This is a genomic window from Halosolutus sp. DAT137 (genome assembly GCF_059736405.1).
The window spans coordinates 1,088,110-1,113,148 of the sequence record NZ_JCAQID010000001.1; the positions used below are offsets into that span (position 1 = coordinate 1,088,110).

The 25,039-nt window shown below is 64.0% G+C and carries 26 protein-coding genes; 17 read left to right on the forward strand and 9 right to left on the reverse strand.

Annotation, left to right across the window (positions count from 1 at the left end):
- The first annotated feature begins 403 nt into the window (after nt 1-403).
- Nucleotides 404-817: a DUF5820 family protein gene (locus AC6I6L_RS05200; RefSeq protein WP_497916647.1), complete on the forward strand. Its 414-nt coding sequence runs from the start codon at nt 404-406 to the stop codon at nt 815-817.
- Between the two features lie 151 nt (nt 818-968).
- The gene (locus tag AC6I6L_RS05205) at nt 969-1,415 is read left to right on the forward strand and encodes a UPF0179 family protein (protein ID WP_497916648.1); all 447 of its coding nucleotides are present in this window, start codon (nt 969-971) and stop codon (nt 1,413-1,415) included.
- Between the two features lie 24 nt (nt 1,416-1,439).
- On the opposite strand, the gene AC6I6L_RS05210 is transcribed toward AC6I6L_RS05205, so the two are convergent.
- Nucleotides 1,440-2,723 carry an MFS transporter gene (locus AC6I6L_RS05210; protein ID WP_497916649.1) on the reverse strand — a complete coding sequence of 428 codons (1,284 nt, stop codon included), beginning with the start codon at nt 2,721-2,723 and terminating at the stop codon, nt 1,440-1,442.
- A gap of 63 nt (nt 2,724-2,786) precedes the next feature.
- On the opposite strand from AC6I6L_RS05210, the gene AC6I6L_RS05215 reads away from it, so the two are divergent.
- Nucleotides 2,787-4,232, forward strand: a complete 1,446-nt coding sequence (locus AC6I6L_RS05215) for a short-chain fatty acid transporter (RefSeq protein WP_497916650.1) — start codon at nt 2,787-2,789, stop codon at nt 4,230-4,232.
- A 105-nt stretch (nt 4,233-4,337) separates the two neighbouring features.
- Here AC6I6L_RS05215 and AC6I6L_RS05220 read toward each other — a convergent pair whose 3' ends face one another.
- Entirely contained in the window at nt 4,338-4,697 is a 360-nt protein-coding gene (locus AC6I6L_RS05220; RefSeq protein WP_497916651.1) for a winged helix-turn-helix transcriptional regulator, read from the reverse strand.
- A 214-nt stretch (nt 4,698-4,911) separates the two neighbouring features.
- On the opposite strand from AC6I6L_RS05220, the gene AC6I6L_RS05225 reads away from it, so the two are divergent.
- The 7 genes from AC6I6L_RS05225 (at nt 4,912) to AC6I6L_RS05255 (ending at nt 14,333) form a co-directional block, all read left to right on the forward strand.
- Nucleotides 4,912-5,799: an ABC transporter ATP-binding protein gene (locus tag AC6I6L_RS05225; protein WP_497916652.1), complete on the forward strand. Its 888-nt coding sequence runs from the start codon at nt 4,912-4,914 to the stop codon at nt 5,797-5,799.
- Nucleotides 5,796-7,763 (forward strand): PrsW family intramembrane metalloprotease, encoded by a 1,968-nt coding sequence (locus tag AC6I6L_RS05230; RefSeq protein ID WP_497916653.1) that lies wholly within the window; start codon nt 5,796-5,798, stop codon nt 7,761-7,763. The genes AC6I6L_RS05225 and AC6I6L_RS05230 overlap by 4 nt, the downstream gene beginning before the upstream one ends.
- The gene (locus tag AC6I6L_RS05235) at nt 7,753-8,916 is read left to right on the forward strand and encodes an ABC transporter permease (RefSeq protein WP_497916654.1); all 1,164 of its coding nucleotides are present in this window, start codon (nt 7,753-7,755) and stop codon (nt 8,914-8,916) included. Before AC6I6L_RS05230 ends, AC6I6L_RS05235 begins: the two co-directional genes overlap by 11 nt.
- 120 nt (nt 8,917-9,036) lie before the next feature.
- Nucleotides 9,037-11,535, forward strand: a complete 2,499-nt coding sequence (locus tag AC6I6L_RS05240; protein WP_497916655.1) for a penicillin acylase family protein — start codon at nt 9,037-9,039, stop codon at nt 11,533-11,535.
- Entirely contained in the window at nt 11,532-11,954 is a 423-nt protein-coding gene (locus AC6I6L_RS05245) for a hypothetical protein (protein ID WP_497916656.1), read from the forward strand. The genes AC6I6L_RS05240 and AC6I6L_RS05245 overlap by 4 nt, the downstream gene beginning before the upstream one ends.
- 116 nt (nt 11,955-12,070) lie before the next feature.
- Nucleotides 12,071-13,045: an aldo/keto reductase gene (locus AC6I6L_RS05250; RefSeq protein WP_497916657.1), complete on the forward strand. Its 975-nt coding sequence runs from the start codon at nt 12,071-12,073 to the stop codon at nt 13,043-13,045.
- A 292-nt stretch (nt 13,046-13,337) separates the two neighbouring features.
- Entirely contained in the window at nt 13,338-14,333 is a 996-nt protein-coding gene (locus tag AC6I6L_RS05255) for a transcription initiation factor IIB (RefSeq protein ID WP_497916658.1), read from the forward strand.
- Nucleotides 14,334-14,394: 61 nt separating this feature from the next.
- Here the strand turns inward: AC6I6L_RS05255 and AC6I6L_RS05260 are convergent, their stop codons facing one another.
- On the reverse strand, nt 14,395-14,943 hold the full coding sequence (locus AC6I6L_RS05260; protein ID WP_497916659.1) for a DUF8170 family protein: 549 nt from the start codon (nt 14,941-14,943) through the stop codon (nt 14,395-14,397).
- Between the two features lie 196 nt (nt 14,944-15,139).
- On the opposite strand from AC6I6L_RS05260, the gene AC6I6L_RS05265 reads away from it, so the two are divergent.
- The gene (locus AC6I6L_RS05265; RefSeq protein ID WP_497916660.1) at nt 15,140-15,556 is read left to right on the forward strand and encodes a PadR family transcriptional regulator; all 417 of its coding nucleotides are present in this window, start codon (nt 15,140-15,142) and stop codon (nt 15,554-15,556) included.
- 30 nt (nt 15,557-15,586) lie between these two features.
- Here AC6I6L_RS05265 and AC6I6L_RS05270 read toward each other — a convergent pair whose 3' ends face one another.
- The 3 genes from AC6I6L_RS05270 to AC6I6L_RS05280 form a co-directional block, all read right to left on the reverse strand.
- Nucleotides 15,587-17,047 carry a metal ABC transporter substrate-binding protein gene (locus tag AC6I6L_RS05270; RefSeq protein WP_497916661.1) on the reverse strand — a complete coding sequence of 487 codons (1,461 nt, stop codon included), beginning with the start codon at nt 17,045-17,047 and terminating at the stop codon, nt 15,587-15,589.
- A gap of 112 nt (nt 17,048-17,159) precedes the next feature.
- A complete protein-coding gene (locus AC6I6L_RS05275) occupies nt 17,160-17,699 on the reverse strand; it encodes a CBS domain-containing protein (protein WP_497916662.1) in 540 nt (179 codons plus the stop codon).
- Nucleotides 17,700-17,756: 57 nt separating this feature from the next.
- A complete protein-coding gene (locus tag AC6I6L_RS05280) occupies nt 17,757-18,110 on the reverse strand; it encodes a DUF555 domain-containing protein (protein WP_497916663.1) in 354 nt (117 codons plus the stop codon).
- A gap of 331 nt (nt 18,111-18,441) precedes the next feature.
- Between AC6I6L_RS05280 and AC6I6L_RS05285 the strand changes: the two genes are divergently transcribed.
- Together AC6I6L_RS05285 and psmB are read left to right on the forward strand one after the other, a co-directional pair.
- Nucleotides 18,442-18,612, forward strand: a complete 171-nt coding sequence (locus AC6I6L_RS05285; RefSeq protein ID WP_497916664.1) for a hypothetical protein — start codon at nt 18,442-18,444, stop codon at nt 18,610-18,612.
- Between the two features lie 268 nt (nt 18,613-18,880).
- Nucleotides 18,881-19,612: an archaeal proteasome endopeptidase complex subunit beta gene (gene psmB, locus AC6I6L_RS05290; protein ID WP_497916665.1), complete on the forward strand. Its 732-nt coding sequence runs from the start codon at nt 18,881-18,883 to the stop codon at nt 19,610-19,612.
- A 150-nt stretch (nt 19,613-19,762) separates the two neighbouring features.
- Here the strand turns inward: psmB and AC6I6L_RS05295 are convergent, their stop codons facing one another.
- Together AC6I6L_RS05295 and AC6I6L_RS05300 are read right to left on the reverse strand one after the other, a co-directional pair.
- Nucleotides 19,763-20,317 (reverse strand): DUF7122 family protein, encoded by a 555-nt coding sequence (locus tag AC6I6L_RS05295; RefSeq protein WP_497916666.1) that lies wholly within the window; start codon nt 20,315-20,317, stop codon nt 19,763-19,765.
- Complete coding sequence (locus AC6I6L_RS05300; RefSeq protein ID WP_497916667.1) at nt 20,317-21,225, reverse strand: RsmB/NOP family class I SAM-dependent RNA methyltransferase; 909 nt, start codon at nt 21,223-21,225, stop codon at nt 20,317-20,319. Before AC6I6L_RS05300 ends, AC6I6L_RS05295 begins: the two co-directional genes overlap by 1 nt.
- Nucleotides 21,226-21,348: 123 nt before the next feature.
- Here AC6I6L_RS05300 and AC6I6L_RS05305 point away from each other — a divergent pair, with 123 nt between their 5' ends.
- The 4 genes from AC6I6L_RS05305 (at nt 21,349) to AC6I6L_RS05320 (ending at nt 24,131) form a co-directional block, all read left to right on the forward strand.
- Nucleotides 21,349-22,089 carry a proteasome assembly chaperone family protein gene (locus AC6I6L_RS05305; RefSeq protein WP_497916668.1) on the forward strand — a complete coding sequence of 247 codons (741 nt, stop codon included), beginning with the start codon at nt 21,349-21,351 and terminating at the stop codon, nt 22,087-22,089.
- Between the two features lie 81 nt (nt 22,090-22,170).
- On the forward strand, nt 22,171-23,001 hold the full coding sequence (locus AC6I6L_RS05310; protein ID WP_497916669.1) for an aldo/keto reductase: 831 nt from the start codon (nt 22,171-22,173) through the stop codon (nt 22,999-23,001).
- A gap of 71 nt (nt 23,002-23,072) precedes the next feature.
- Nucleotides 23,073-23,843, forward strand: coding sequence for a hypothetical protein (locus tag AC6I6L_RS05315; RefSeq protein WP_497916670.1), 771 nt, complete (start codon nt 23,073-23,075; stop codon nt 23,841-23,843).
- Nucleotides 23,844-23,939: 96 nt separating this feature from the next.
- The gene (locus AC6I6L_RS05320) at nt 23,940-24,131 is read left to right on the forward strand and encodes a DUF7333 family protein (protein WP_497916671.1); all 192 of its coding nucleotides are present in this window, start codon (nt 23,940-23,942) and stop codon (nt 24,129-24,131) included.
- A 58-nt stretch (nt 24,132-24,189) separates the two neighbouring features.
- Here the strand turns inward: AC6I6L_RS05320 and AC6I6L_RS05325 are convergent, their stop codons facing one another.
- Complete coding sequence (locus AC6I6L_RS05325; protein ID WP_497916672.1) at nt 24,190-24,903, reverse strand: HU family DNA-binding protein; 714 nt, start codon at nt 24,901-24,903, stop codon at nt 24,190-24,192.
- Nucleotides 24,904-25,039 lie beyond the last annotated feature (136 nt).

Sequence of the window (25,039 nt, forward strand, 5' to 3'; positions counted from 1 at the left end):
TCGTGCCATCTGTGAGCGAGTGCCGTTTCGTCGTGCCGGAACCGTGCTCCGGTGGTCACGACGTGCGCCGGGGATGGGCGCAGTAGGCAATCGGTCCGACGAGCGGATACCGATAGTATTTAATGAGTGAGTAATCCAGCAACTTAAGCTTAACCCCAAAAGATATTTATTAGGAGTTAATTACGGACAAATATTGCCAGAGACTTGTATCGTCATTCGAGATCACGAATCACGTAGAGGGTGGGCGAGAAAAAGTCGCCGGCCTGCAACCGCCGGCCGAACTCGTGGGGTCCTCGGTTACATCGCTGCGCGACCCGGACCCAATCCTCGAGTCTACCGAGTGCGGTCCCGGCAGACGCCATCGGACGACGAGGTTTTAGGGTCGACCGACGTACCGACGGACATGACGGGGTTCTGTGAGTTACCCGATAGCTGGAACGTCTGGAGCGAAGAGCACGACGGACGCACAGTCCTCGCCTACCGCCCAGACGTTTTCGACGGAGATGAATTTCCGGCGGCCTGCCTGCCGACGCTGTACGTCACCCACGGCAAGCGGACGCGCCGGCCCGGAACCAACCCGACGTCCCGAACGACTGCGGAAGACTGGTTCGTCACCTTCTATCTCGAACCCGACGTGACCCTCCCCGACCACCACCGATTCGAAGATCGATCGACCGCCGTCGCGTGCGCGGTGGATCTGGCGCGCCAGTTCGACGACGGCGAAATCGATTACCGCGATCTCTATCAGGTGCCGCGGGAACGCTACTTCGATCGCCTCGACGAACTCACCGGCCGATCGTCGGAGTCAGAGTCCTGAGTCCGGATGCCGAAGTGCCGGCGTCGCCGTCGGAACCCGCTCGCCGTGGCCGGCACCGAACCGCGACCGATCGCCACGGGGGATACCAAATCGTCACCGCACCCGGCGACTCGACGTGAGGCTTAACCGCCGCCGGGGTGTATCGGTTCCCATGTCGACCGTTACGCTCATCGGAACCCGGCTGGCCGAACCGGGGACCGAGTTCGTCTACCACGGCGAGGCCGACGGCTGTGCCGGTTGTCCCTACCGGAGCCAGTGTCTCAACCTCGAACACGATACCAAATACCGAATCACCGCCGTCCGAGAAAACGCCCAGACCTTGGACTGTGCGATGCACGACGGCGGCGTCCGGGCCGTCGAGGTCGAACCCGTCTCTATTACCGCGAACATCACCTCGAAGGGTGCTTTCGCCGGGAGCAAGACGAGCCTTCCCGGTCCCTGCCCGTACGTCGAGTGTCCCAGCCACGAGTACTGCGAACCCGACGGACTCGAGTTCGATCGGGAGTACCGCATCCGAAAGAGCCGCGGCGACCCGCCACACGACGTCTGTCATCTCGACCGATCGCTCGAACTGGTCGAACTCGAACCGGAAGACTGAGACCGATCGGCGGCCGCCGGGCTCTCATGCTCTGGCCCCGGCACTCGCGATCAATCCCGCGCCGAGCACGCAGGCGACTCCGACGCCGACGAACGCGGGCGTGTACGTTCCCCAGAGATCGTACGCGAGTCCCGCGGCCCACGGCGCGACCAGCCCGGAGATAGCCAGGGACAGCGAGATCATCCCGAAAATCGCGTTCGCATTCGCGGTGCCAAACAGGTCCGCCGTCAGCGGCGAGAGCAACGCCCCGTTCCCGCCGTAGGCGATCCCGAAGGCGATCGCGAACGCGTAGAGCCCGACGGCCGTGTCGACGATCGGGAGGGCCATCGTCGTCAGCCCCATGGTTATCGAACAGGCGACGAACGTGCGGACGCGACCGACGCGGTCCGCGAGACCACCGACGACGACCCGAGCGCCAGCGGTCGTGAGGCCGATCGCGGCGAGCGCGATCGCACCCGTTCTTTCACCGAGACCGATGTCGCCAGCGTGGGGGACGACGTGGACGAGCACCGCATAGAGCGTCCCGTAGACGAAGACCCAGCCCGCAAATACCAGCAGGAACGTCCGCGAGGTCGCGACGGCGACCACGTCCCGCCGGTAGGTCGCCCACTCCGGCGGATCGGGATCCGGAACGCTCCCGTAGAACTCGGTCCCAGGGTCGACGCCGGCCGATGCAGGATCGGTGGCGAACAGCGGCGTCACGATGGCGAGTACGACTGCAGCCCCGACCACGAGCACGAGGATGGCCCCGCGCCACCCGACGGAGTCGACGAGCGCGCTCGCGGCGGGTGCCACGACGACCATCCCGATGCCGAGGCCGGCCGTGGTAACGCCGGTGGCGAGGCCGCGACGGCGCTCGAACCACCGGGGAACCGTCGCGTACGAGACCACGTAGATCGAGCCGAGTCCGATCGCCGTGACGATCCCGTAAGCGACGAGCAGTCCGGCGTACGTCTCGGCCTGACTGGTCCAGACGCCACCGATCGCGAGCGCGAGCGCGCCGACAAGCAGGAATCGGCGGACTCCAAAGCGGTCCGCGAGGACGCCGAGGACGGCCGCAGCGACGTAGATCACGACCGTCTGCAGAGAGAAGACGAACGAGACGCCCGACCTGGAGAGACCGAGTTCTCGCTGTATCGGCCCGAAGAAGACGCCGAAGGCGTACGAGAGGCCGAAGACGACGAACGCGCCGACGAACCCGCCTGCAACGACGTACCAGCCGCGGTAGATCGATCCCTCGGACCTGTCGGCTACCGTATCTATCCCGTCGTTGCCTGTCGTCCGCTCGGACCCGACGCCATCTTTCATTCAATCGAATAGATGTATTATCATCACATAATTATTAGTATGTGTATTGCTGACGTGTTGGTGATGTCGTCATCAGAGACAGCGGCGGCGGGTGGTAACATTATCGAACGCATGGGCGACCGAATCGCGAACGTGGTCGAACGGTGGATGCCGGCACCGTTCCTGTTTGCGATCATCCTGTCGTACCTCGTGTTCGTCGTGGGAATGGTCGTCGAAGGCCAGGGACCGTCGGAAATGGTGTTTCACTGGTACGACGGATTCTGGGCCTTCCTGACGTTCGCGATGCAGATGGCGCTGATCATCATGACCGGATTCGTGATCGCGTACCATCCACGAGTCAACGATGGCCTCCAGTGGCTTGCGGGGGTACCCACCGACCGAAAACAGGCGGTCGTCCTCGTGGGCGTCGTCTCGATGGCCCTGGCCTGGGTCCACTGGGGACTCAGTCTCGTCGTCGGCGCGATCTTCGCCCGCGAAATGGGCAAGGTCGCCTACCAGAAGGGGATCGACGCCCACTATCCGCTCCTCTGCGTGGCGGGGTACATGGGCCTCGGGCTCACGTGGCACTGGGGGCTGTCCGGGTCTGCGCCTCTGATGCTCGCGACCTCCGGCAACGAGTTCATCGAACTGGGGATCATCGACGACCCGATCGCAACCTCCGCGACGATCTTCAGCACGTACGCGCTCACGCTCACCGCACTGTCGATCGTCTTCGCGGCGATCGTTCTCTACTTGCTGGCGCCGTCACCGTCGCGGGCCACCGATATCACCGAGTACATCAGTGAAGACGAACTGTTCGAGACGACGACGGACGGCGGCACGGTCGTCGACGAAGCGTCGCCGGAACCGGAGCGAGATCGGTCGGACGGTCGTGATCCCGTCCCCGCGGAACGGATCGACAACAGCCGGATCCTCGGCGGGATCATCGCGCTGACCGGCGTTGCCGTGGTCGGCTGGCAGTTCTGGACGCAGGGACTCGACGCACTGGATCTGAACGTGTTGAACTTCGCGTTCCTGTTCGTCGGTCTCGCGATCTACACCCAGCCGGCGGTCTACCGAGAACGGTTCGGTGAAGCCGCGGAAGCCGCCGCAGGGATTATTCTCCTGTTCCCGTTCTTCGCCGGAATCCAGGGGATGATGGCCGGTTCCGGGCTCGCACAGACGATGGCAAACGGCCTACTTGCGGTGTCGACGGCGGAGACGTTCCCCGTAATCGCGTGGCTTACCGCCGCAGTCGTCAACCTGTTCGTCCCCTCCGGGGGCGGCGAGTGGATCGTCCTCGGCCCGTCGGTCATCGAAGCCGGCCAGAATCTCGGCGTTCCGGTCGGACAGACGACGATGGCCTACGCCGTCGGTGACGCCCACACGAACCTGTTGAATCCGTTCTGGGCGCTCCCGCTGCTCGCGATCACCCGGATCCGCGCACGAGAGATGTTCGGGTACGCCGTCGCGATGTTGCTCGCATTGATCCCGTTCCTGGCGATCGTACTGTACGTCGTCCCGTACTGATCGCGAACACCCTCCGTTTCGATTTTTTAGCGGCCGTCGGTCGCTGAGAAGCGGCGATCGACACTCGAAAAACCGTCGACTGTCGCGGATTCGATCGCGGCGACGCTACTCGGACTCGATCGCGTCTTCGTCGAGCCACGACCCCGCCCAGCACTCGATCTCACCGAAGACGGGTTCGAGCGACTCGCCTTTCGCCGTGAGGCTGTAGTAGGTCGCGATCGGCGCATCCTCCTCGATACGGCGTTCGACGAACCCCATCTCTCCGAGGTCGTCCAGCACGCGCGAGAGGGTCCGCGCGTTGGCCCCGGTCGATCGCTTGAGTTCGTTGAACCGCTGTTCACCATCGAGCAGCGTGTGAAGGACGGCGAGTCGCCACTGCGACCCGATCTGTTCGAGGGACTCGATAACGGGGCAGGCTTCGGCGTTGTGTTCGCGGGTGTCGGCGTCGGTCTGTACGGGTGGCATCGATACCGTCTCGTTGGGCGTCGACCACTATAGCAGTTCGGTATCGTACCAGCTAACGCTACGTTATCACTACGATCTTCGAAGGACGGTCGCCGGAGTCGGAGCGATCGGTCTCGGCGGGCGAGGACCGAACCTGTGTCGGGATGGATCGGTATCCGAGACAGTCACTGGCCGCTAGACTTTACTACAGTGGCTCCCTCGGTCGATTCAATCAATGGCGATACTCGAAGTGGACGCCCTCCGCAAGGAGTACGGCGGGTTCGTCGCCGTCGAGGGCAGCACGTTCTCGATCGATCGCGGTGAGGTCTTCGGCGTCGTCGGTCCCAACGGCGCGGGGAAGACGACGACGCTGAAGATGCTGGCCGGCCTCGTCGAACCGACCGAGGGAACCGCCGTCGTCGCCGGCCACACCCCCGGCGAGCCGGCGATGCAGCGACGGCTGGGATTCCTTCCGGAGGAATCACCGCTTTACGAGGAGATGACTGCAGTCGATTACCTTTCGTTTTTCGCGGACCTCTACGACGTCCCCGCCGACGTGGCGGCCGATCGAATCGGTCGCTCCCTCGATCGACTCGACCTGGACCACCGCGATCGACAGATCGGAAACATGTCGAAGGGAATGACGCGGAAAGTCGCCATCGCGCGGGCGCTGGTGAACGATCCCGACGTACTCATCTTCGACGAACCGGCCTCCGGACTCGACCCCCTGACGACGAACTACATCATCGAGTTCACCGAGGAACTGGCCGCCGAGGGGAAAACGATCGTCTTCAGCGCCCACAACCTCTTTCACGTCGAGAGCATCTGCGACCGGGTCGTCATCATGAACGACGGGCGGATCATCGCGCGCGGGACGATCGAGGAAATTCGCGACGCCCACGGCGGAACGGAGTACCACGTTTCCGCGACGGTCGACGCCGGGAACGCGATCGAGGAGAACGGTCACTACCGACACGTCGTCTCTGACATGGACGCAGTGGAGTCGGTTCGCGAGGCGATCGAGACCGAGGGCGGTCGCGTGACGGACATCCAGACGCGGACGTCGACGCTCGAAGACATTTTCCTCGAGGTTGCCGGCGGTGCGGAGGAGGCGGACACGTGAGCGGGTCGGATGGAGGACGGACTGCGGTCGGCGGCGCGGAAACCGATGGAATCGACGGTGACGACGCGGCGACGACCGACCATCGATCCGGACCCAGCAACCGATTCCTGGGCCGGGTGTTCCGAACCGGACGGATCGCCCGCTGGGAGGTGTCACGAAGCGCCGGAACGGTCGATCGCAAGACCGTTGCGCTGCTCGTGGCGGTGGTGCTAGTTGCGGGCGTCGTCGGCCTCTCGGTGGCCGAGGATGGCGTCGGTCTCGAGGACCAAATCTACGTCGCCGGCGTCGACGAGGAGAGCCCGTACTACGACGTCGCGATCGAGAGCGACCAGTTCAGAGCGGTTCCACTTCAGGCCGTCGCGATCGACGAAGATGGAAGCCACGCAAACGTCGACGTAGTAGTCACCGATCACGGCGACGCGACTTTCGACGACGGCGAGACCGTCGACCTGTCCGGACCACCGACGCGGATCGAACTCACGGCATACGGCGACACAGGCGCGCCGGCGGCCGACGCATTTCACGACGCGATCGAACACCACAACGAGGCGTTGATGGCTCAGGAGGAAGACGAAGCGGCCGCCTACCCGGTGGCGGTGACGATCGAGTACCGAGATCGCGGAGTCGAGACCGCCTCGGATTCGTCGGCATCGAACTCAGAAACCGACGGCGATGCCGGGAACGGCGGGGACGGGGACGACGAGGGATCGACTGACGGGTCGGCCGACCGGACTGGAACCGAGGCTATAGACGGAGCCGAGGACGAACGTATGCAGGTTCCGGATGTCGGCGGCGCTGCGGGCGACGGTCTCGAGAGTGGGACGCCGAGTACAATCTCACCCCCGTTCCCCTTCGAGTCGCTGATTCTCGCCTTTCTGTTCGTCGTCCCGATGAATTTCGTAATTCAGGCCTACGGGAGTACGATCATGGACGAACGCGTCAAGCGCCGGGGCGAACTGTTGCTCGTCTCCCCCGCATCGCGCCACGAGATCGTCGCGGGAAAGACGCTTCCCTACCTGTTCGGCCTCCTCGCGATCGTCGTCGGGATCGCGACCGCGGTCGAGGGCGGCCTCCAGTCGATCGCCGCGACGATACCGATCGCGCTGCTTTTCCTGTCCGCGACGTTCGCCGGCGCGATGCTGGCCCGCTCGTTCAAGGAACTCACCTTCGTGACGGTGACGATCAGCGTCTTCTTGACGACGTACACGTTCATTCCGGCAATCTTCACCGGCGTGAATCCGATCGCACTCATCTCGCCGCTGACGCTCGTCGTGATGGACCTGCAGGGAGAGACGGCCAGTCTGGGCGCGTACCTGTTTTCGACCGGCCCGTTCTACTGCAGTTCGGCCGTCCTGTTCCTGCTCGGTCTCGGCAGCTACCGCGAAGAGGACATGTTCGACCAGAAGCCGATTCCGGCGAAGGTTCTCGACGCGATCGCCAGCCGGCTTCACGGCCCGCGAAGCGTTCCCCTGCTTTCGATCCTGTTCATCCCGTTCGTCTTCGCGTCGCAGTTGCTCGCCGTCTCGTTGCTGTTTGCGGTCCCCGAAACGGTCGCGCTCCCGGCCATCGTCGTCGTGGCCGCGGCGATCGAGGAGGTCGCAAAGAGTATCCACGTCTACGCCGGGTTCGCCCGGTCGCGCTTCGAGGCGACGCTCCGGAACGGGGTCGTGCTCGGGACGCTCTCGGGCGTCGGCTTCTTCCTCGGCGAAAAGGTCACCCACGTCGCCCAGTTCGTCGGGATGCCGGAGCTAACCGTCGGTGTCGCGGCCTTCGGGCCCGCACTCTCGAGCAACCCGGTTGTGCTCGTCGCGGTCTTCCTCGCGCCGCTGGTCTTGCACGTCCTCACGGCGATCATCTCGGCCACCGCCGCGACGCGGGGGCGAACCGCCTACGCGATCGGATTTCTGATCGCGACGCTCGTCCACGCCGCGTACAATCTGGGGGTGATCGCGCTTGTCGCCTGACCCGGAGTCCTGGCGATCGACCGGCGAATCGGGACCACGGGGACCAAACCCGCCGACCTCGGACGCCGCGCCGACCCAGCGGGCCGAATCGAGGAGCGCGAGCCGCCGCGCGAAACTGGCGGTCGGTCGCCGCGAGTTGCGATCGTTGCGCTCCGAAAAGACGATTCTGCTCGCGGTGGCCATTCAGCTGTTCATCGCCGCGTTTTCGTCGTTTCTCGTCGTCGGACTCGTTTCGCTGTACGATCCGGGTGCCGTCGAGGGGTACGAGACCGAGGTCGCGATCACGGGTGACGATCCGGGACAGGTGCTCCGCGTTGCGGACGAGCAGGAGGGACTCACGCCGACGCTGTACGAGAACCGTGCAACCGCCGACGCGGCGTTCGACGGCGGGCAGGTCGCCGCCGTCCTCGACGCCAACAGGGGTGACGACGGGCGGTTGCAGGTCTCGGTGACCGCCCCCGAGGAGGGTCTCGAGACGACCCTCGTCGTCGTTCAGCTTCGAGACGCCCTGGAGACCGTCGAGCACGCCGAGCGCCAGACCAACGCCGATCGGCTTACCGAACAGCCCCTCGACTTGCCGACGGACGTCGAGGCGAGCCCGTACGTCAGCTTCACCTACACGGTACTGTTGCCGCTCTTGCTCTTTCTTCCGGTGTTCATCAGCGGCTCGATCGTCGTCGACTCCCTGATCGAGGAGCGCCAGCGGGGGACGCTCGCGCTGCTCCGCGTTGCACCCCTCTCGCTTGCGGACATCGTGGACGCGAAACTCGTCACCATTGCCGCGCTCGCGCCGGTGCAAGCGGTCGCCTGGCTCGCTTTGCTCGCGTTCAACGGGACCGCGATCGCTTCCCCGGTCGCGCTGGTCGTCCTCGTCGGCGCGCTCTCCGCGCTTATTGTAGGGCTGGGAACGATCGTTGCGCTGTACGCACCCGACAGGCGACAGGCGCAACTGCTGTACTCGGTCGGGATCGTCGGCGGGCTGGTCGTCGCCAGCCTCTTGCCCGAGCACCCGGCGAACACGGTCGCGAAGCTTGCGATCGGCAATCAGACGACGACGACCTGGCTGCTTGTCGGGGGCTACTGTCTGCTGGGTATCGCGGCGTTCCTCGCGGTTAGAGCGAGCGTCGCGAGCGTCGAGCCTGGGTCCCTGTGACCGAGACGGTCAGTTCTTCGCCCGGCGCGATCGACCCCGAAGCCGTCGAACAACTCGCTACCCTAGCCAAACACGTTGACAGCGTGACGATTAAGCCCCGTGGGCCGCATTGGAGTGATAGTGCCATCAGAGACCACACGCCGTGGCGTACTCGCCGGCGCGCTCGCCGCCGGCATCGGCGGACTCTCGCTCTCGTCGGCGCGCGAGCTCCTCGCGCAGTTCGCGCCCCTCTCGGGTCGCGCCTGGAACGCCGCCGATCGATCGCTTTCGGAAGTCGTCGACAACCCGTACGGCGAGGCGAACGTCCGGCACGACGAGTACGGCGTTCCACACGTCGAAAGCGACGACGAGCGCGCGGCGTACTTCGCCGTCGGCTACCTCCAGGCGTTCGATCGACTCTTTCAACTCGACCTCCAGCGCCGCGTCATGCGGGGCCAACTTTCAGAAATCGTCGGTGAAGCCACGCTCGAAAGCGACGAGTTCCACGTCGCGATGGATTTCGCAGGGGCGGCCGAGGCCACGTGGGATCTCGTCTCGGAGACGCCCGCTGGCCCGCTCGTCGAAGCGTACGCCGACGGCGTCAACGCCGCGATCGCGGGCGAACAGCGCCCCCTTGAGTTCGAGCTCCTCGATTACGAACCCCGCGAGTGGACTCCCGTCGACTCGATGCTGATGGAGAAACAGATCAGCTGGACCCTGACCGGGAATTTCGGTGAACTCAGGCGCGCCCTGGTTGCCGATCGCCTCGGAGACGACGTCGCGGCCACCCTCTATCCTGAGCGTCTGGACCACGAGACGCCGATTTTGCGAGACGAGATCGATGCCCAGCGACTCGACGATACTGAGGGGAACAACGGTGATGGAGACGACAGCGACGACTCTGGAGCCGAAACCGGTAACGGGAGCGATCGACTCGCAGACGCAACCGAGAACACGGGCGCGGACGGCTCGATCGGCGGCGAACTGACCCGCTATCTCTCCCGATTCGAGTCACCGACCGGCGTCGGCTCGAACAGCTGGGTCGTCTCGGGTGCACACACCGAGGGCGGGAGCCCGATCGTCGCTTACGACCCCCACCTCAGCCTGATGACGCCCCCGCTGTGGTACGAACAGCACGTCGAGACACCCGAGACGTCGGTCCGGGGGGCGACCTTCCCCGGCGTCCCCTTCGTCATCACCGGAGCTAACGATCGCGGCACGTGGTCGTTCACCAACGTCGGCGCGGACGTCCTCGACTGCTACACCTACGAAATCGACGACGACGGCGAGCGCTACCGCTACGACGACGAGTGGCGCGCCTTCGAGACCGAAGAGCGCGAAATCGCCATCGCAGGCGGCGAGAATCGGACGATCGAGATCAGAAAGACCGTTCACGGGCCGGTGATCGAACGCGAGGAGCAGACCGTCGGCGTCGCCTGGACCGGCCACACCGCCACCCGGACGACGGAAGCCATTTACGAAATCGGGCGCACCGACGGTCTCGAGTCGATGCTCGAGGCGACCCGGAAGTTCGATCTGCCGACCCAGAACCTCGTCTACGCCGACGCCGACGGGCGGACGCTCTACTACGCGACCGGGAAGTTGCCGATCCGGACGGTAGACGGCGAGGCTGTCTCCGGATACCGGGTTTTCGACGGCTCCGCGGGCGAAGGCGAGTGGGACGGGTTCACCCCCTTTGGCGAATCTTCCTGGGAGGGATTCGTTCCGTTCGCGGAGAAACCCCACGCGATCGACGCGGATCTCCTCGCGACGGCGAACCAGCGAGTCGTCGACGATCCGGCACACTACGTCGGCGTCGCCTACGCCTCGCCCTACCGCGGCGCGCGCATCTACGATCGGTTAGACGAGCGGGTCGAGGCGGGCGAACCGATGGATCACGCGTTCCACCGCGACGTACAATCCGACACCCGCGACGGTCGGGCCGACCAGTTCCTCCCCGACCTCATCGACGCCGTCGACGATCGCGAGGACCGCGCTGGCGGGGTCGACAAGGAGGGTTCTGTCGGGCTCGAAGATGCCGCCGAAACGCTGGCCGGCTGGGATCGCCGGATGGACCGCGATTCCGACGGTGCCCTCGTTTTCGCGCGCTGGATCGATCACTTCCGGGACCGCGTCTTCGAGCCGACATTTGCGGAGGTAGATCTCGACGACTCCTACTACCCCCGCGACTGGGTACTCGCGACGCTGCCCGAGGCGGAGCCGTTCTTCGCGGATCGATCGCGAGCCGAGACGATGGTCGCGGCGCTCGCGGACGCCCTCGAGGAGATCGACGGTCAGGGCTGGGACACCTACGGCGACTGGAACACGACCGCCGTCGTCCAGCACCCCTTCGGCGGGGAGGCACCGTTCCTCAACTACGCAGAGCGGCCGGCGGACGGCTCCCCGGCGACCGTGATGAACTACCGCGTCGATTCCGCCGTCGGATCGAGTTGGCGGATGGTCGTCGAACCGGGCGGGGAGGCCACTGCGATCGTTCCGGGGGGAAACTCCGGGGATTACTTTTCGCCCCACTACGGCGACCAGTTCGATCGCTGGCTCCAGAACGATCAGAAGTCCATGGGCCGATCGATCGACGACCGCTGGGCGGTTGCGGTTTCCTTCGAGGAGGAGTCGTCATGAGTTCGCGAGAGGCGGACGAGGCGAGGGACGGAGGGGCGGAGGCCGGACGAAACGCGGACGCCGAATCGGAAGCTCCGGGGACGGAGTTGACGCTGCCGGACGCGCTCGATCGAGCCAGAACCGAGCCGCGAGTCCACGCGCTTGCGATCGTCGCCGCGATCGCGATCGGGCTGGTCGCCGCGTGGCTCCACTGGCTCGGTCTCGTTCTCGGCGGTACACTCGTCGGCCTCGTCTCCGCCACGCTCCCGCGGGCGCTTCTCGGGGCCGTCGGCTTCGGCGCGCTCGTCCTCGTCGTCTTCGCGCTCTCGGTCTGGGGATCGGTCGGGGCGGTGCTCGGAATGACGCCGGTCGTCTATCTGGTCGTCGCCAGCGCGATCGGACTGCCGGTGCTCGGATCGCTGATCAGGGGGATCGTCTGAGAGAGACGCGCGATCGCGCGTCTCGGACAGCAAACCGGCCGGATAGAAATGGCGAGCGTCGCGAGCTATTTGCCGGGCCAGGTACTGTTTTAGCGCGCTCCTGTGTACGCGTGGGTATGGAGTATACGACGCTCGGCAATACCGGCATGGAAGTCAGTCGCCTCTGTCTGGGCTGTATGAGTTTCGGTTCGAGTGACTGGCGCGAATGGGTGCTCGAAGAGGAGGAGAGCCACGAGATCATCGATCGCGCGATCGATCTCGGGATCACCTTCTTCGACACGGCGAATATGTACTCGAAAGGCGAATCCGAGCGCATTCTCGGGGAGGCGCTCGAAGGCTACCGAGAGGAGTCGGTCGTCGCGACGAAAGGCTACTTCCAGATGCGCGAGGACGACCCCAACTCCGGGGGCCTCTCCCGGAAGGCGATCGAACAGGAGCTCGCGGCGAGTCGGGAGCGACTGGGAATGGACACGATCGACCTCTACCAGATTCACCGCTGGGACGACGAGACGCCGATCGAGACGACGATGCGGGCGCTCGACGACGCCGTTCGCCGGGGCCACGTCCGGTATCTCGGCGCGTCGTCGATGTGGGCCCGCCAGTTTGCCGAGGCGCTACACACCAGCGATCGACTCGGACTCGATCGGTTCCTCACGATGCAAAATCACTACAACCTGGTCTATCGCGAGGAGGAACGAGAGATGCTGCCCCTCTGTGCGAAGGAGAACGTCGGCGTCCTCCCGTGGTCGCCGCTTGCACGCGGATATCTCACGCGCCCGCACGAGGAAATCGACGCGACGACGCGCGGCGAGACTGAAGAGCACATGTACGACCACCCATACCGCGAGGGTGGCGGCCGGGAGATCAACGAACGGGTTGCAGAGATCGCTGCTCAAGAGGGCGCGACGATGGCCCAGATCGCCCTCGCGTGGTTGCTGCACAAAGACTGGGTGGACGCGCCGATTATCGGAACCACGAGCGTCGAACACTTAGAACAGGCCGTGGAAGCGCTCGAAATTTCATTGTCTACGTCGGACATCGCCTACCTCGAAGAGCCGTACGAACCAGTGCCAGTGTCGGGCCACGACTGAACCGGCTGTCGTAGTGTCGCCAGCGACGGCAGGAGTCTGTACTCGGAGTACCGACTGGAAATTGGTTCGACGATTCGCCGGCATCCAGCCGCCGTATTTTTTGATTATCACGATCGATCGTTCGTGAACCGCGGCGCAACCTTCTTCGGAAGTAAACCAGATGTGGTTTCACCAAAACCGATGTAGGGGAAAGAGTAATTAGAGTTCATTACAACGAATCACCCACACCGACAGTCTCGGACCCGTCGGAGCGATCGACGGCCGGCTTCGGCCGGTCACCGACTATAGACCAATGCCACACACGACATTCGACACGTCATCGTCGACTACCGAACGCCCGAGCGAGCGATCTCGGACCGACCGACACACAGCACAGTCCCGAACCGACGCCACCGCGACCACGACCTGTCCCGAGTGTGATGGACGACTGGTTGCAGACGACGAGCAGACCCACTGTGAGGACTGCGGGCTCGTCGTCGACGAAGATCGCATCGATCGCGGTCCCGAGTGGCGCGCGTTCGACGCTGCGGAAAAAAACGAAAAGTCCCGCGTCGGTGCCCCGACGACGACGATGATGCACGATCGCGGGCTGTCGACGGTGATCGACTGGCGAGACAAAGACGGCTACGGCTCGGCGCTTTCGGACCGGAAGCGCCGCCAGTTCCAGCGGCTCCGAACCTGGGACGAGCGCTTTCGCACCAAGGACGCGAGCGATCGCAACCTGAAACACGCTCTCGGCGAACTCGAGCGAATGGGCTCGGCACTCGGCGTTCCGGACGCCGCCATCGAAACCGCGAGCGTCATCTACCGTCGCGCACTCGAAGAAGACCTCTTACCGGGACGATCGATCGAGGGGATGGCGACGGCGTCGCTCCACGCCGCGATTCGACAGGCAGGAGTTCCGCGGTCGATCGGCGAACTCGCAACCGTCAGCCGGATCGACTACCTCGAAGCGGCTCGATCGTACCGGTATCTGGTCAGGGAACTCGAACTGCCGATGGCTCCGCCGGATCCGCTCGAGTACCTGCCCCGGTACGCCTCGACGCTCGAGGTCTCGACCGAGACGGAGCGACGCGCACACGAAATCCTCGAAAACGGGATCGAGTCGGGACTGCATAGCGGCAAACATCCGGTCGGACTCGCTGCCGCTGCGATCTACGCCGCGAGTCGACTCACGGGCGAAGATCTCACGCAGGACGACGTCTCGGCTGCTGCGGACGTGAGCAACGTGACGATTCGGAACCGGTACCAGGAGCTGCTCGAACACGAGGTAGCGGGGTCAGCGTAACGGCGTCAGCACCGATCGCGGGCGACTGACTGCCACCACCTTGCAGCTTCGGAGACCGCTGTCAGGGAAGCGCTCCCGCCGCTGCGATCAGGTCGCCTTCGGTTTGCCAGCGATGGAGGCGGCCCCGTTCGTCGAGCACCTCGAAGACGCCGTCTTGCATCCAGCCGAACGGATGTTCTTCGTCCGGATACTCCCGTTTGAGGACGTGACTCTTCTCGACGTACTCCTCGGATCCGACGAGCAATCCCTGTTCGACGAGGAAGTCGCTGCGCTCCTTTTCCGCGACGCCGACGACGTGCGTCACGAGATCCGCGATCAGGGCGAACTTCTGGATGCCGTTCTCCCAGTCGCCGCGCACGTCGACCATCCGGAACGCGTAGGCGTCGGGTCGGCGGTTGAGTCGGTCGACGACCAGGTTCAGCCGCCGAATCGGCTCGCGATCGTAGTTGCCGAGCACGAAATACGATCGCTCGTGTTCGAAGACCGGCCGCAGTTCGGAGATCGAGTGGAGAATCGCTTCGTTGTCCGCGAGCGTGAGGGAATCGTCCGCGAGGCGATCGCTGACGCTGGTGGGAATCTCGTCGGAAACCGGCGTCTCGTCGGGGGGCATACGCAGACATTCTGGCCAACCACAAAAAGAAGTTACCGGGTCGGTTCCGTTTTTTCCGATTCCGATTTACTCGTCTCCGTGCGCGATCGCGTCTCGACGCCTCCGAATATCTGTAGTGGCTCTCTCCGGAGTACATCGACGCAGAGTAATTTACCCAGGGGTAAGCTACTTGCCGGTAGACTCCGTACGGGCCCGTATGAGTACCGACGTGGGGGCTTCCGAGGGGGCCGCAAACCGCGAGCTACTGCACTTCGTGACCCAGGAGACGCGGTTCGCGCTGATACACAACGTGGTTCAACATCCCGAGCAACTGCCGTCGATGTACGAACTGGAGCAACTGAACCCGAGCGTGAGCGAGGCGACGGTCTACAAACACGTCCAGAAACTGATCGACGCCGGCATTCTCGAAGCCGTCGCGCTCCCGGACGACGAACGGCGGCAGGGCTACCCCTGGAAATTCTACGGGTTGACCGCCGCGGGACGCCAGTTCCTCGAGAATCACAACCTGCTTGCAACCGAGGAGACGCTCCAGCGCATCTACGAGACGATTTCCGATAAACCCGAAAAGATGGTCAAATACGAACACGCACCCCGCCCCGACCGCGATCGGTGATGCGGTTCGCTTGCTGACCCGATTAACCTGCTACGTCGCCCCCAGCGCCGCCTCGAACGCCGGCAGATTGATCTCGCGCATCTGGCCCAGGTAATCACCGTAGCCTGCCTCGAGCCACTCCTCGGTCGTGCTCTCCGCTGGCGTAACCATCAGCACGTCTTCGACCGTGTCGGCGGCGTCAGCGATCGTTCTGGCGAGTCGATCGCCGTCGAAGTAGTCCCAGAGGACGTATTCGATACCCCGCTCCTCGACGAACGCGACGGTGTCCGCGAGTTGTTCGCTGGCCGGTTCTGCGTTCGGTGAGAGACCGACTGGCGTGTGAATCTCGAAGCCGTATCGCTCGCCGAGATACCGGAAGGAGTCGTGACCCGCGAGAACGACGGCGTCGTGATTGCGATCGGCAAGTCGTTCGGCGTAGCGTCGGTGGAGCGCCGCCAGTTCCTCGATGTAGGCCTCGGCGTTGGCCTCGTACACGGACTCGTTATCCGGATCGATGGCGATCAACTCGTCGCGGATCGTCTCGACGCCGCGCTGTGCGAGCACGGGATCGGAGAAGAACTTCGCGTCGTACTCGCCGTGGCTGTGGTCGTGGTCGCGGTCGTCGTGGTCGTGGTCGCGGTCGTCGTGGTCGTGGTCGCGGTCGTCGTGGCCGTGGTCGCGGTCGTCGTGGCTATTGTCGTGATGGCCATCGTCGTGGTCGTCGTAATCGTGGCTGTGGTCCCCGACTTCCGTTTTGAGCGGCGGCGTTTCGTAGACGATATCACCGTCCGCCAGCAGTTGAAACGCGAGTTCCACGAAGCCGTCGTCTCGCGCCGTAAGATCGACGCGATCGGCGTCACCAGTCTCGGTATCGACGCCGACGAGGGCAGCGTCACCGTCGACGGTCCGCACGCCGAGGCGGTACTCGTCACCGATCGCAATCGGAACGCCGTTTTCGCCACGAACGTTGACCGTGATCGATCGGTGTGTCTCGGTCGGAACCGACAGCGGATCGCCGTGCCAGTGATCGCCGTGGGCGTCCGCGAGTTCCGAACCGTGGGCCCGATCGACGAGACGGACGCTCGTGACCGCGAGGTCGTAGGCGTCTCCGTGATCGTGACCCGAGTCGTCGTACTCGAGGAGGTCGATCCCACCGAGCGCGTCGATCAACACCACGTCGTCGTCGTAGTTCGACTCGAGTTTCGGGACCGCATCGTCGACCCAGCGCTGAAACCCATCGACGTCGAGGTAGACGAACGCGTCCGAATTGACGATCTCCGGCAGCAACGAAGTCGTCGGCTCCCAGCCGTGGCCGTGTTCGCCGACGGGAACGGGGGTTTCGACCGATCGGCCCTCGACGATCGCGTCGGTAAACTCTCGGAGCGTAAAGAACGAGGCATAGACCGCGTCGTCCGTGGTCTCTCTCCGATCGGGCTCCGCCAGACAGCCGGCGAGTGACGCCGTGAGGGCACCACCGGCGGCCGACAACACGTCGCGGCGTCTCCGACTCATACTGGCATTTGCTGGTCGGATAGCAAATACCCTCCGTGTTACGGAGTGGTCGTGGCGGTCTGATCGATCGGTGGACGCTTCGACCGATCGATCGATCGGGCATCCCTCGGGCCTACGAGAGACGGGCTGCGATGTCGGCTTCGGTGATGATGCCGACAGTTTCGCCGGCTTCGGTGATCATGACGGCTTTGTAGTGTTCGAGCAGGTTGCTAATTTCGTCCAGCGTCGCGTCCTTCGAGACCGTCGGGAAGCTCTCGCTCATATGGTCCTCGACCGGTTCGTCCCGCGCCTCGGAGTCGACGTGGACGAGGTCACTCTGGCTAATCGAACCGACGGGGATTCCCTCCTGAATGACCGCCAGTTGTGAGTAGGCCTCGGCTTCCATCTTCTGGGCGGCTTCGCTGACCGAATTGGTCGGGGAGACGCTCACGACGGCTTCGTTCATCAGGTCCTCGGCGCGGATGACGTCGCTTTCGGCCTTTTCCAAGGCGTTGACGATCCGCCGGAGCGTCGACAGCCGCGGATCGACGTCACCGCCCTCGATCCGGGCGATCAACGGCTGTGAGACGTCTGCGGTGTCGGCGAGTTCGCTCTGGGTAAGCCCGAGTTCGGTTCGACGCTGGCGGAGGTCCGCGGGTGTCGGGAGTTCCATATCAGCACATAACTGCTAGTTATAGAAAATTGTTTGGGTGCCGGGACCCGCCGGACTCTACTCGTCCTCTGGCACTTCGATGACTTCGACGACCGACAGCGGGACGTCTCGGAGCGCACCGCCAACTTCGCTCTTTGCGATTCGAGAGGCGTGTTCCTCGCCGTCGGCGTTGAAGACCTCCATCTCCAGACCCAGCCCGACGAGTGCGGTGTCGGCGGCAATAAACGCCGAATCGAACGGCTCGCCACAGGCCGGACAGCCCGTCGCACCGACCTCGACTTCCACGTAATCCAGATCTTCGCTGTTGAGTCGCTTTCCGGCTTCGCTCACTGCGACGCCGATCGCGTCGTCGATCGCGTCGACGTCACGGACCAGCCATGCAGCTTCCATCGCGACGAGATAGTTGCCCATACGTCGTGGTCGGTCCGGGGGGTTTCCTGCTTTGCGGTTCCGATCGAGGGCGCGCACAACTCCGGCGGGACTCGCCTCTCGGTCTGGGCAGGGGACCCGCGCCCGGGGAGCGCACGTGAATTGGATAATGCGCATAAGTTACGAGACAGCAGTGGGTCAATTCCCGTCTGGATAACCGTATTTCGATCAGAGTGCACCTGCAGTGGTCCCAATTTCAACCTGGCTTGAATCGCAAGCAGGCGTCGACCTCGTCTGAAGATACTAATCATTACATATCTCTCAAATCAAGAAGATTTATATACAACCCTGGACTGAGCACGGTTGAACGTCGATGAAATCCCGCGTGTACCACGCGACGCTGTTCGCACTGTATCAGCTGTGCATTGTGATCGGTATCCTCGCAATGCCACTTGCACTTCTCACCCGCCAGGCCGGGTTCACACTGCCGATCCACCGGCTCATCGAAACCGTCGGTGAGGCCCACGACGCCGCACAGTACTGAACAGGAGCGGACCTACCCCACACGTTCTTTCACCGTCGATCGCCTAGGGGCCGCGATCGGTGACCGTTCGTCCTTTGTTCGAGTGGCGTCGATCGCTATCGAGCTTCCGTCGACTTTCTGGGGACGAACGCGACGCGACCACGAATCAACGCATCGGCGGTCGAACGAACGGGTTCGACCATGCGCCAGATCCCGAGTACCGACGAAAGCGGAAACCCGCGCAGTGACCGCCGGGGTTTTATATCGTGCCGGTCGTAACCTTCGGTCAATGCGCCACCCGACACAGCACTCGGACTTCTCTCGGACGGTCGACCAGCTGGCCGACGATCCGAACCCCTACGAGCCCGAAATCGGCTCGCTGCCACAGAACGATCTCTCACGTACTGATCTCGACAACGTGAACAAGACCGGGACGACGACGATCGGAATTTCGACTGCCGACGGCGTCGTCATCGCGACGGACATGCGAGCCAGCCTCGGCGGCCGGTTCGTCTCGAACAAGAACGTCCAGAAGGTCGAACAGATCCACCCGACCGGCGCGTTAACGCTCGTCGGCAGCGTCGGCGGTGCTCAGTCGTTCATCAGCAGCCTCCGGGCGGAGGTCAACCTCTATGAGTCCCGTCGCGGCGAGGACATGAGCATCGACGCGCTGGCCACCCTCGCGGGTAACTTCGCCCGCGGCGGCCCGTTCTTTGCGATCCACCCGATCCTGGGCGGCGTCGACGACGAGGGCAGCCACGTCTACAGCATCGACCCCGCCGGCGGCGTCATGGAAGACGATTACACCGTCACCGGCTCCGGGATGCAACTCGCCTACGGTCACCTCGAACAGGCGTACGAACCGGACATGTCCAACGAGGAGGCGAAGACGGTCGCCGCCCGCGGCATCAAATCCGCCGTCGAGCGCGACACCGGCTCCGGAAACGGGGTCTTCCTCTGTGAGATCACCGACGAGGGCGTCGACATCCACGGCCACCACGACTTCGACGAAGTCCTGTAATCGGCCGCCACCGGTTTTCCACCGTTCACAGTACCCGCCAGCGATCGCTCCGTCGCTCGATCGATCGAATAGAATCCCCTCTCCGAACAGCAATACGATTCTCACGACTGTCCTCTCCGGTCAGCGGCCCGGCCCCACCGACCGCTTCGCTCAGAGCTCTCGCTGGCGTCCTTTCGGCACCATCGATCGTAACTCGCCGTGGACGAACAGGCCGACTCCGAGCGGTGTCCGCTCGCCGCCGAGGTCGTGGGCGGCGATCAGATATCCCCAGTCGCCGTCCCACTCCAGTTCCTGATCCTCACCGGCGGCGAACGCTCGCGCCTGCCGGCGATCGAGGTCGATCACGCACTCGCTGGCGTGCTCGCCAAAGCGCTGGACGAAGTCCGTCGTCGGCTTCCAGTGTTCCTGGCGCGTCCGCAGACAGGTCATCCCGATCGCCTCGATTTCGATCGGCGCCGGCGCGTCGCCGACGTAGATCCAGATCTTGCCCGCGCCTTTCTCCCAGAAGGTGTACTCGTCGAACGTTTCGGGCGGGATGGCGAACCGATCGTCGAAGTAGTCGACGACCGATTCGCGGCTGGCACGGCCCTCGACGGTTCGGTCCGCGTCGGTCACGGGAAGGCGACCGAACCGTCGGCCGACGTTTTGCTCGAGGTCGCCGTCCCGACCGTTCGGTCGATCGGCCGTCCCGTCGCCGTCCGTCATCAGGCGATCACCTCCAGTTTCGCGACGAAAAAGCCGCCGGTGTCGTTCTGGTGGGGATAGATTCGGGCCGCCCGTTCGAGGCTGTCGTCGTACTCCTCGCCGTCCCACGCCGTGAGGCCGGGGGAGTGATCGAGTCCGAGATCGAAGTCGACGACGCGACAAGATTCGGTGTCGAGGGCGTGCTGGACGACCGCCTCGTTCTCCTCGGGGGCGAACGTACACGTCGAGTAGACGAGCGTGCCGCCCTCGCGGGTCGCCTGGACGGCCCGGCGGAGGATTCCCTTCTGGATCCCCGCGACGGACTGGATACCTCCCTCGGACCAGTTGTCGAGCGCGTCGGGGTTCTTCCGGATCGTCCCCTCACAGGAACAGGGGGCGTCGACGAGGGTTCGATCGAACGCGTCGAAGTCGAACCGAGAGAGCGAATAATTTCGGGCGTCCTCGTTGGTCACGGCGAGACTCGTCGCGCCCAGCCGTTCCGCATTGAACCGGAGCGCCGAGATGCGCCCCAGATTGTTGTCGTTGGCGACGACGGTCCCCCGGTCGTCCATCAGGGCGGCGAGCTGGGTGGCCTTCCCGCCCGGCGCGGCACAGCAGTCCCAGACGCGATCGCCGGGCTGTGGGTCGAGGACGACCGGCGGCACCGCCGAAACCTCCTCCTGTCCGTGGGTAAAGCCGTGAAACGAGGTCCACGTCGATCCCGGCGAGTCGGTCTCGAGGCGGAGCACGCGGGGGTTCCAGTCGGCTTGCTCGTAGGCGACGCCGTCCTCCTCGAGCGCCGCGAGCGTGCGATCGACCGAGGCCTTGATCGTGTTCACGCGAACGGCGTTGCAAAGCGGCCGCTCGCAGGCGGCGAGAAACGCCTCGAAATCGTCGACGACGGGTCGATACCGCTCGAGTGGCTCCATTACCGGCGGATTCGATCGGCCGGCGTTTGTGGGTTTCGAAGCGGGGGCAGTCGCCGACGACACGCGATCGGTGGCGAAGACCCCGCCTCAGCTTTTATGGCGCTGTCTCGCCATCGTATCGATATGGCAGGAATTCACATGCAAGGGCCCGAAGCGGACCTCGACGATCCCGTTCTCGTCGAGGGGTTCCCGGGACTCGGACTCGTCGGCAAGATCGCAACCGATCACCTCGTCAACGAACTCGACATGCGCCACTACGCGAGTGTCGACTGCGAGGGGCTTCCACAGGTCGGCGTCTACCGCGCCGGCGATCGAACCGTCCGGCCGCCCGTCCGCATCTACGTCAGCGAGGAGCACGACCTGCTGGCCCTCCAGAGCGACACGCCGATCGCCGCGCAGGCGGCCAAGACGGTTGCCGGCTGCGTCACCGGATGGATCGTCGCTGAGGACATCACGCCGATCTACCTCAGCGGCTTTCCCGCAGAGCGAGAAGATCGGCCCGCCGTCTACGGGATCGCGACCGGCGACGCCGGCGAGGTGCTCGCAAGCCACGACATCGCCGCACCGCCAGAAGACGGCGTCGTCACCGGTCCGACAGGAGCGCTGATCAACCGCGCCGCGCAGGGAAACCACGATAGCTTCGCCCTCGTCGTCGAGTCGAGCGCGCAGTTTCCCGATCCCGAGTCCGCGAGCGTCCTGGTCGAGGACGGAATCGCGCCGATCGTCGACCTCTCGATCGATGTGGCAGACCTGATCGATCGGGCCGAAGAGATCAAAGAGCAACGAGAGCAGTTCGCCCAGCAGATGCAACAGATCGGACAGGACGAAAGCTCGCAGGCCCAGCCGTTGCGAATGTATCAGTAGCCCGCTTGCACGTTCCGGGTCCTCGCCGCGGATGCTTCCGCTTTCACAACCCCTTTTCGCGTCCTCGACGACCCTCCGGATATGAGCGACGAAATTTCTCCGGATATCTGTCCGATCGCGAACGGAATGCCGATGCTCGGGCTCGGAACCTGGCAAAACGTCGACGAAGAGGAGTGTGTCGAGAGCGTCCAGACGGCCCTCGAAATGGGGTACCGACACATCGACACCGCACAGGCCTACGACAACGAGGCCGCCGTCGGTGAAGGGATCGCTCGCGCGGACGTCGATCGGGACGACGTCTTTCTCGCGACGAAGGTCTGGATCTCGAATCTCGCACACGACGACGTTCTCGATACGGCCCGGGAGAGCCTCGATCGACTCGGCGTGGAGTACGTCGACGCGCTGTACGTCCACTGGCCGTCACGGACGTACGACCCGGAGGACACGTTTTCGGCCTTTGCGGAGCTGTACCAGGAGGGGCTAGTCGAGAACGTCGCCGTGAGCAACTTCCTGCCGGAGGACCTCGAGGTCGCGATGGACGTCTCCGACGTCCCGATCTTCGCGAATCAGGTGGAACTCCACCCGTTGCTCCCGCAAGCCGACATCCGCGAGATCTGTGAGCGCCACGACGTGGAAGTCATCGCCTACTCCCCGCTTGCCCGTGGCGCGGTGTTCGATCAACCCGAGATTCAGGAAGTCGCCGCCAAACACGACGTTAGCGAAGCGCAGGTCAGTCTCGCGTGGCTCCGCGAGAAGGGCGTCACCGCGATTCCGAAAGCGACCGGCGAGGAGCACCTTCGTGACAACTGGGCGTCGCTCACCGTCGACCTCGATCGGGAAGACGTCAACGCGATCGACGCGATCGAGGAGACCCACCGCGAAGTCGATCCGGGATTCGCCCCCTGGAACTGACCGTCCGTAAACCGGTTGGCTTCGAAGAAAAAGCAGGAAAGTTTACGGTATGCGGGTTTTATGTCTGGCGTATGTCCACCCGCTCACGACGCGGTGGCGGCGGTGGCGTGGTCGGCGCGATCAGGGCCGACCTCCAGCGGTTACACGGCGCCTGGATGGAACTCGTCTTTCCGCGCCAGCGCGGCCGCGGCCACTCCGTCATGGGGAAGTGGAAGCCCGAGAGCCTTCCGCAGAAAGTCGGCTACCACGGCTGGAGCGCCCTCGGAACGCTCGGGCTAGTGCTTCTCTACCCGCTTACCGTCCTCGGACTCGCAACCCGCTACTACGCGGCGAAACTCGACTCCACCAGAACGCGACTCGGCATCGTCGGCGTCACCGGGATCGCGCTGCTCGGCTGGGGACTGCTGACGATCGCCTGGGGAGCCATGTCTTACATGGAGCAGGTCGATATCCCGCTGGATGCGGTCCTCGCCGTTGCAGCAGCAAGCGGCGTCGCAACCGTTTCGACTGCGCTCGCCGCAACGTTCTCGAAGGTCGGCGGCCGGGGAGTCACGGTCGTCCTCGCGTATCCGTTCGCGATGACCGCGCTGTTTCTCCCGCCGGTCGTCGCGGCACTGGTGACCCCCGCCCTCGAACCCTACGTGCTCGAACCGAGCTACGCCTTCGCCGTCTGGGTGCTCGACAGCGTCCTTTTCGTCGGCGGCCTGAACGAGGTGCTCCGGGCGAACTTCCAGCTCGAAGGCGCGGCCTACGCGGCGATGTGGTTTGGGCTTTCGCTCCCGCTCGGCTGGTTCCTCGGTCTCGTGATCGCGCTCGCAAATATCGTCCGACCGTCGTCCTGATCGACCTCGGGGACGGTCGACGTTCGGTCTCAAAACGATCGTGAACGGACTGCCGATTCCCGACATCATTTGGTACCCGCTTCCCAACCGACGGATATGGACTTCGACTTACCCACGACAGCAGCGGTCTTCATCGCTCTGATCGCCGTCGGTACGGGCGGTATGATCGTCTCGGACATGATGCCCACGAATACGATTCTGATGATGGTGACGCCGTCGATGGTGATTTTCGGCCTCCTCATGCTCGCGATCGGGGTCAAACATGGCGAGTATCGCACAGCACCTTGAGAGGGCGCGTCGGGGTTCCGTGCCGACGATTGCCGAGACGTGACGACGAGAATTCCGTTCAGTTGACTGCTTTGGAGAGTTCAGCCCCAGCCTTGAACCGAACCTCCTTTCTGGCCCGGCTCTGGATCTCTTTTCCGGTCTGCGGATTCCGACCGGTCCGCGCCGATCGCTTGGAGATGCTGAACGATCCGAACCCGACAAGAGAGACGCGATCGCCACCGAGTAACGCCGTCGCCGTCGCGGTGATGAAACCGTCGAGCGCCTTCTTCGCGGTGCGCTCCGAGAGCCCCCGATCGCCCCGGCGTGCGGTCTCGCTCGCAATCAGTTCCGCATCGACGACGAGGTCGGCGTCCTGACCGAGCGAGCAGGACTGATTGCGGCGTTCGTCACCCCGCCCCGGAATCAGATCCAGTGAAGCGGCAAATTCGGGGCACGGATCGAAGCTGACCGCCGCGGTCTCGGAGCTGGCTCGCCCAGCCCGCCGCGCACGCTTTGAGACGCTGAACGATCCGAATCCGACCAGCGCCACTCGATCGCCCGCTTCGAGCGCCGTCGTCGTCGCGGACGTGATGCCGTCGAGCGCTTTTTTCGCATCTGCCTTCGAGATTCCGGCAGTACTCGCCATCGCCTCGATCAATTCCGCCTTGTTCATCGCCTGCGCAGACCCCGACAACGCGGCGAGTCCGAACCCGGCAGCGATCGTTCCAGCACCGGCTTTTCGGAGTACGTTTCGACGAGAAAAAACCCACTGATCTTGTGTATCACGGTTCATGAATGATCACACATCTATACTATCTATGAGATGATAACTACTTCTGAAATTTTACCTACAGTACAGACCTGTTGATTCAATTGCTCTACCAGAGACTTTCTCGAGATCGGGCCTCACCGAGTGACCGCAAAAACCG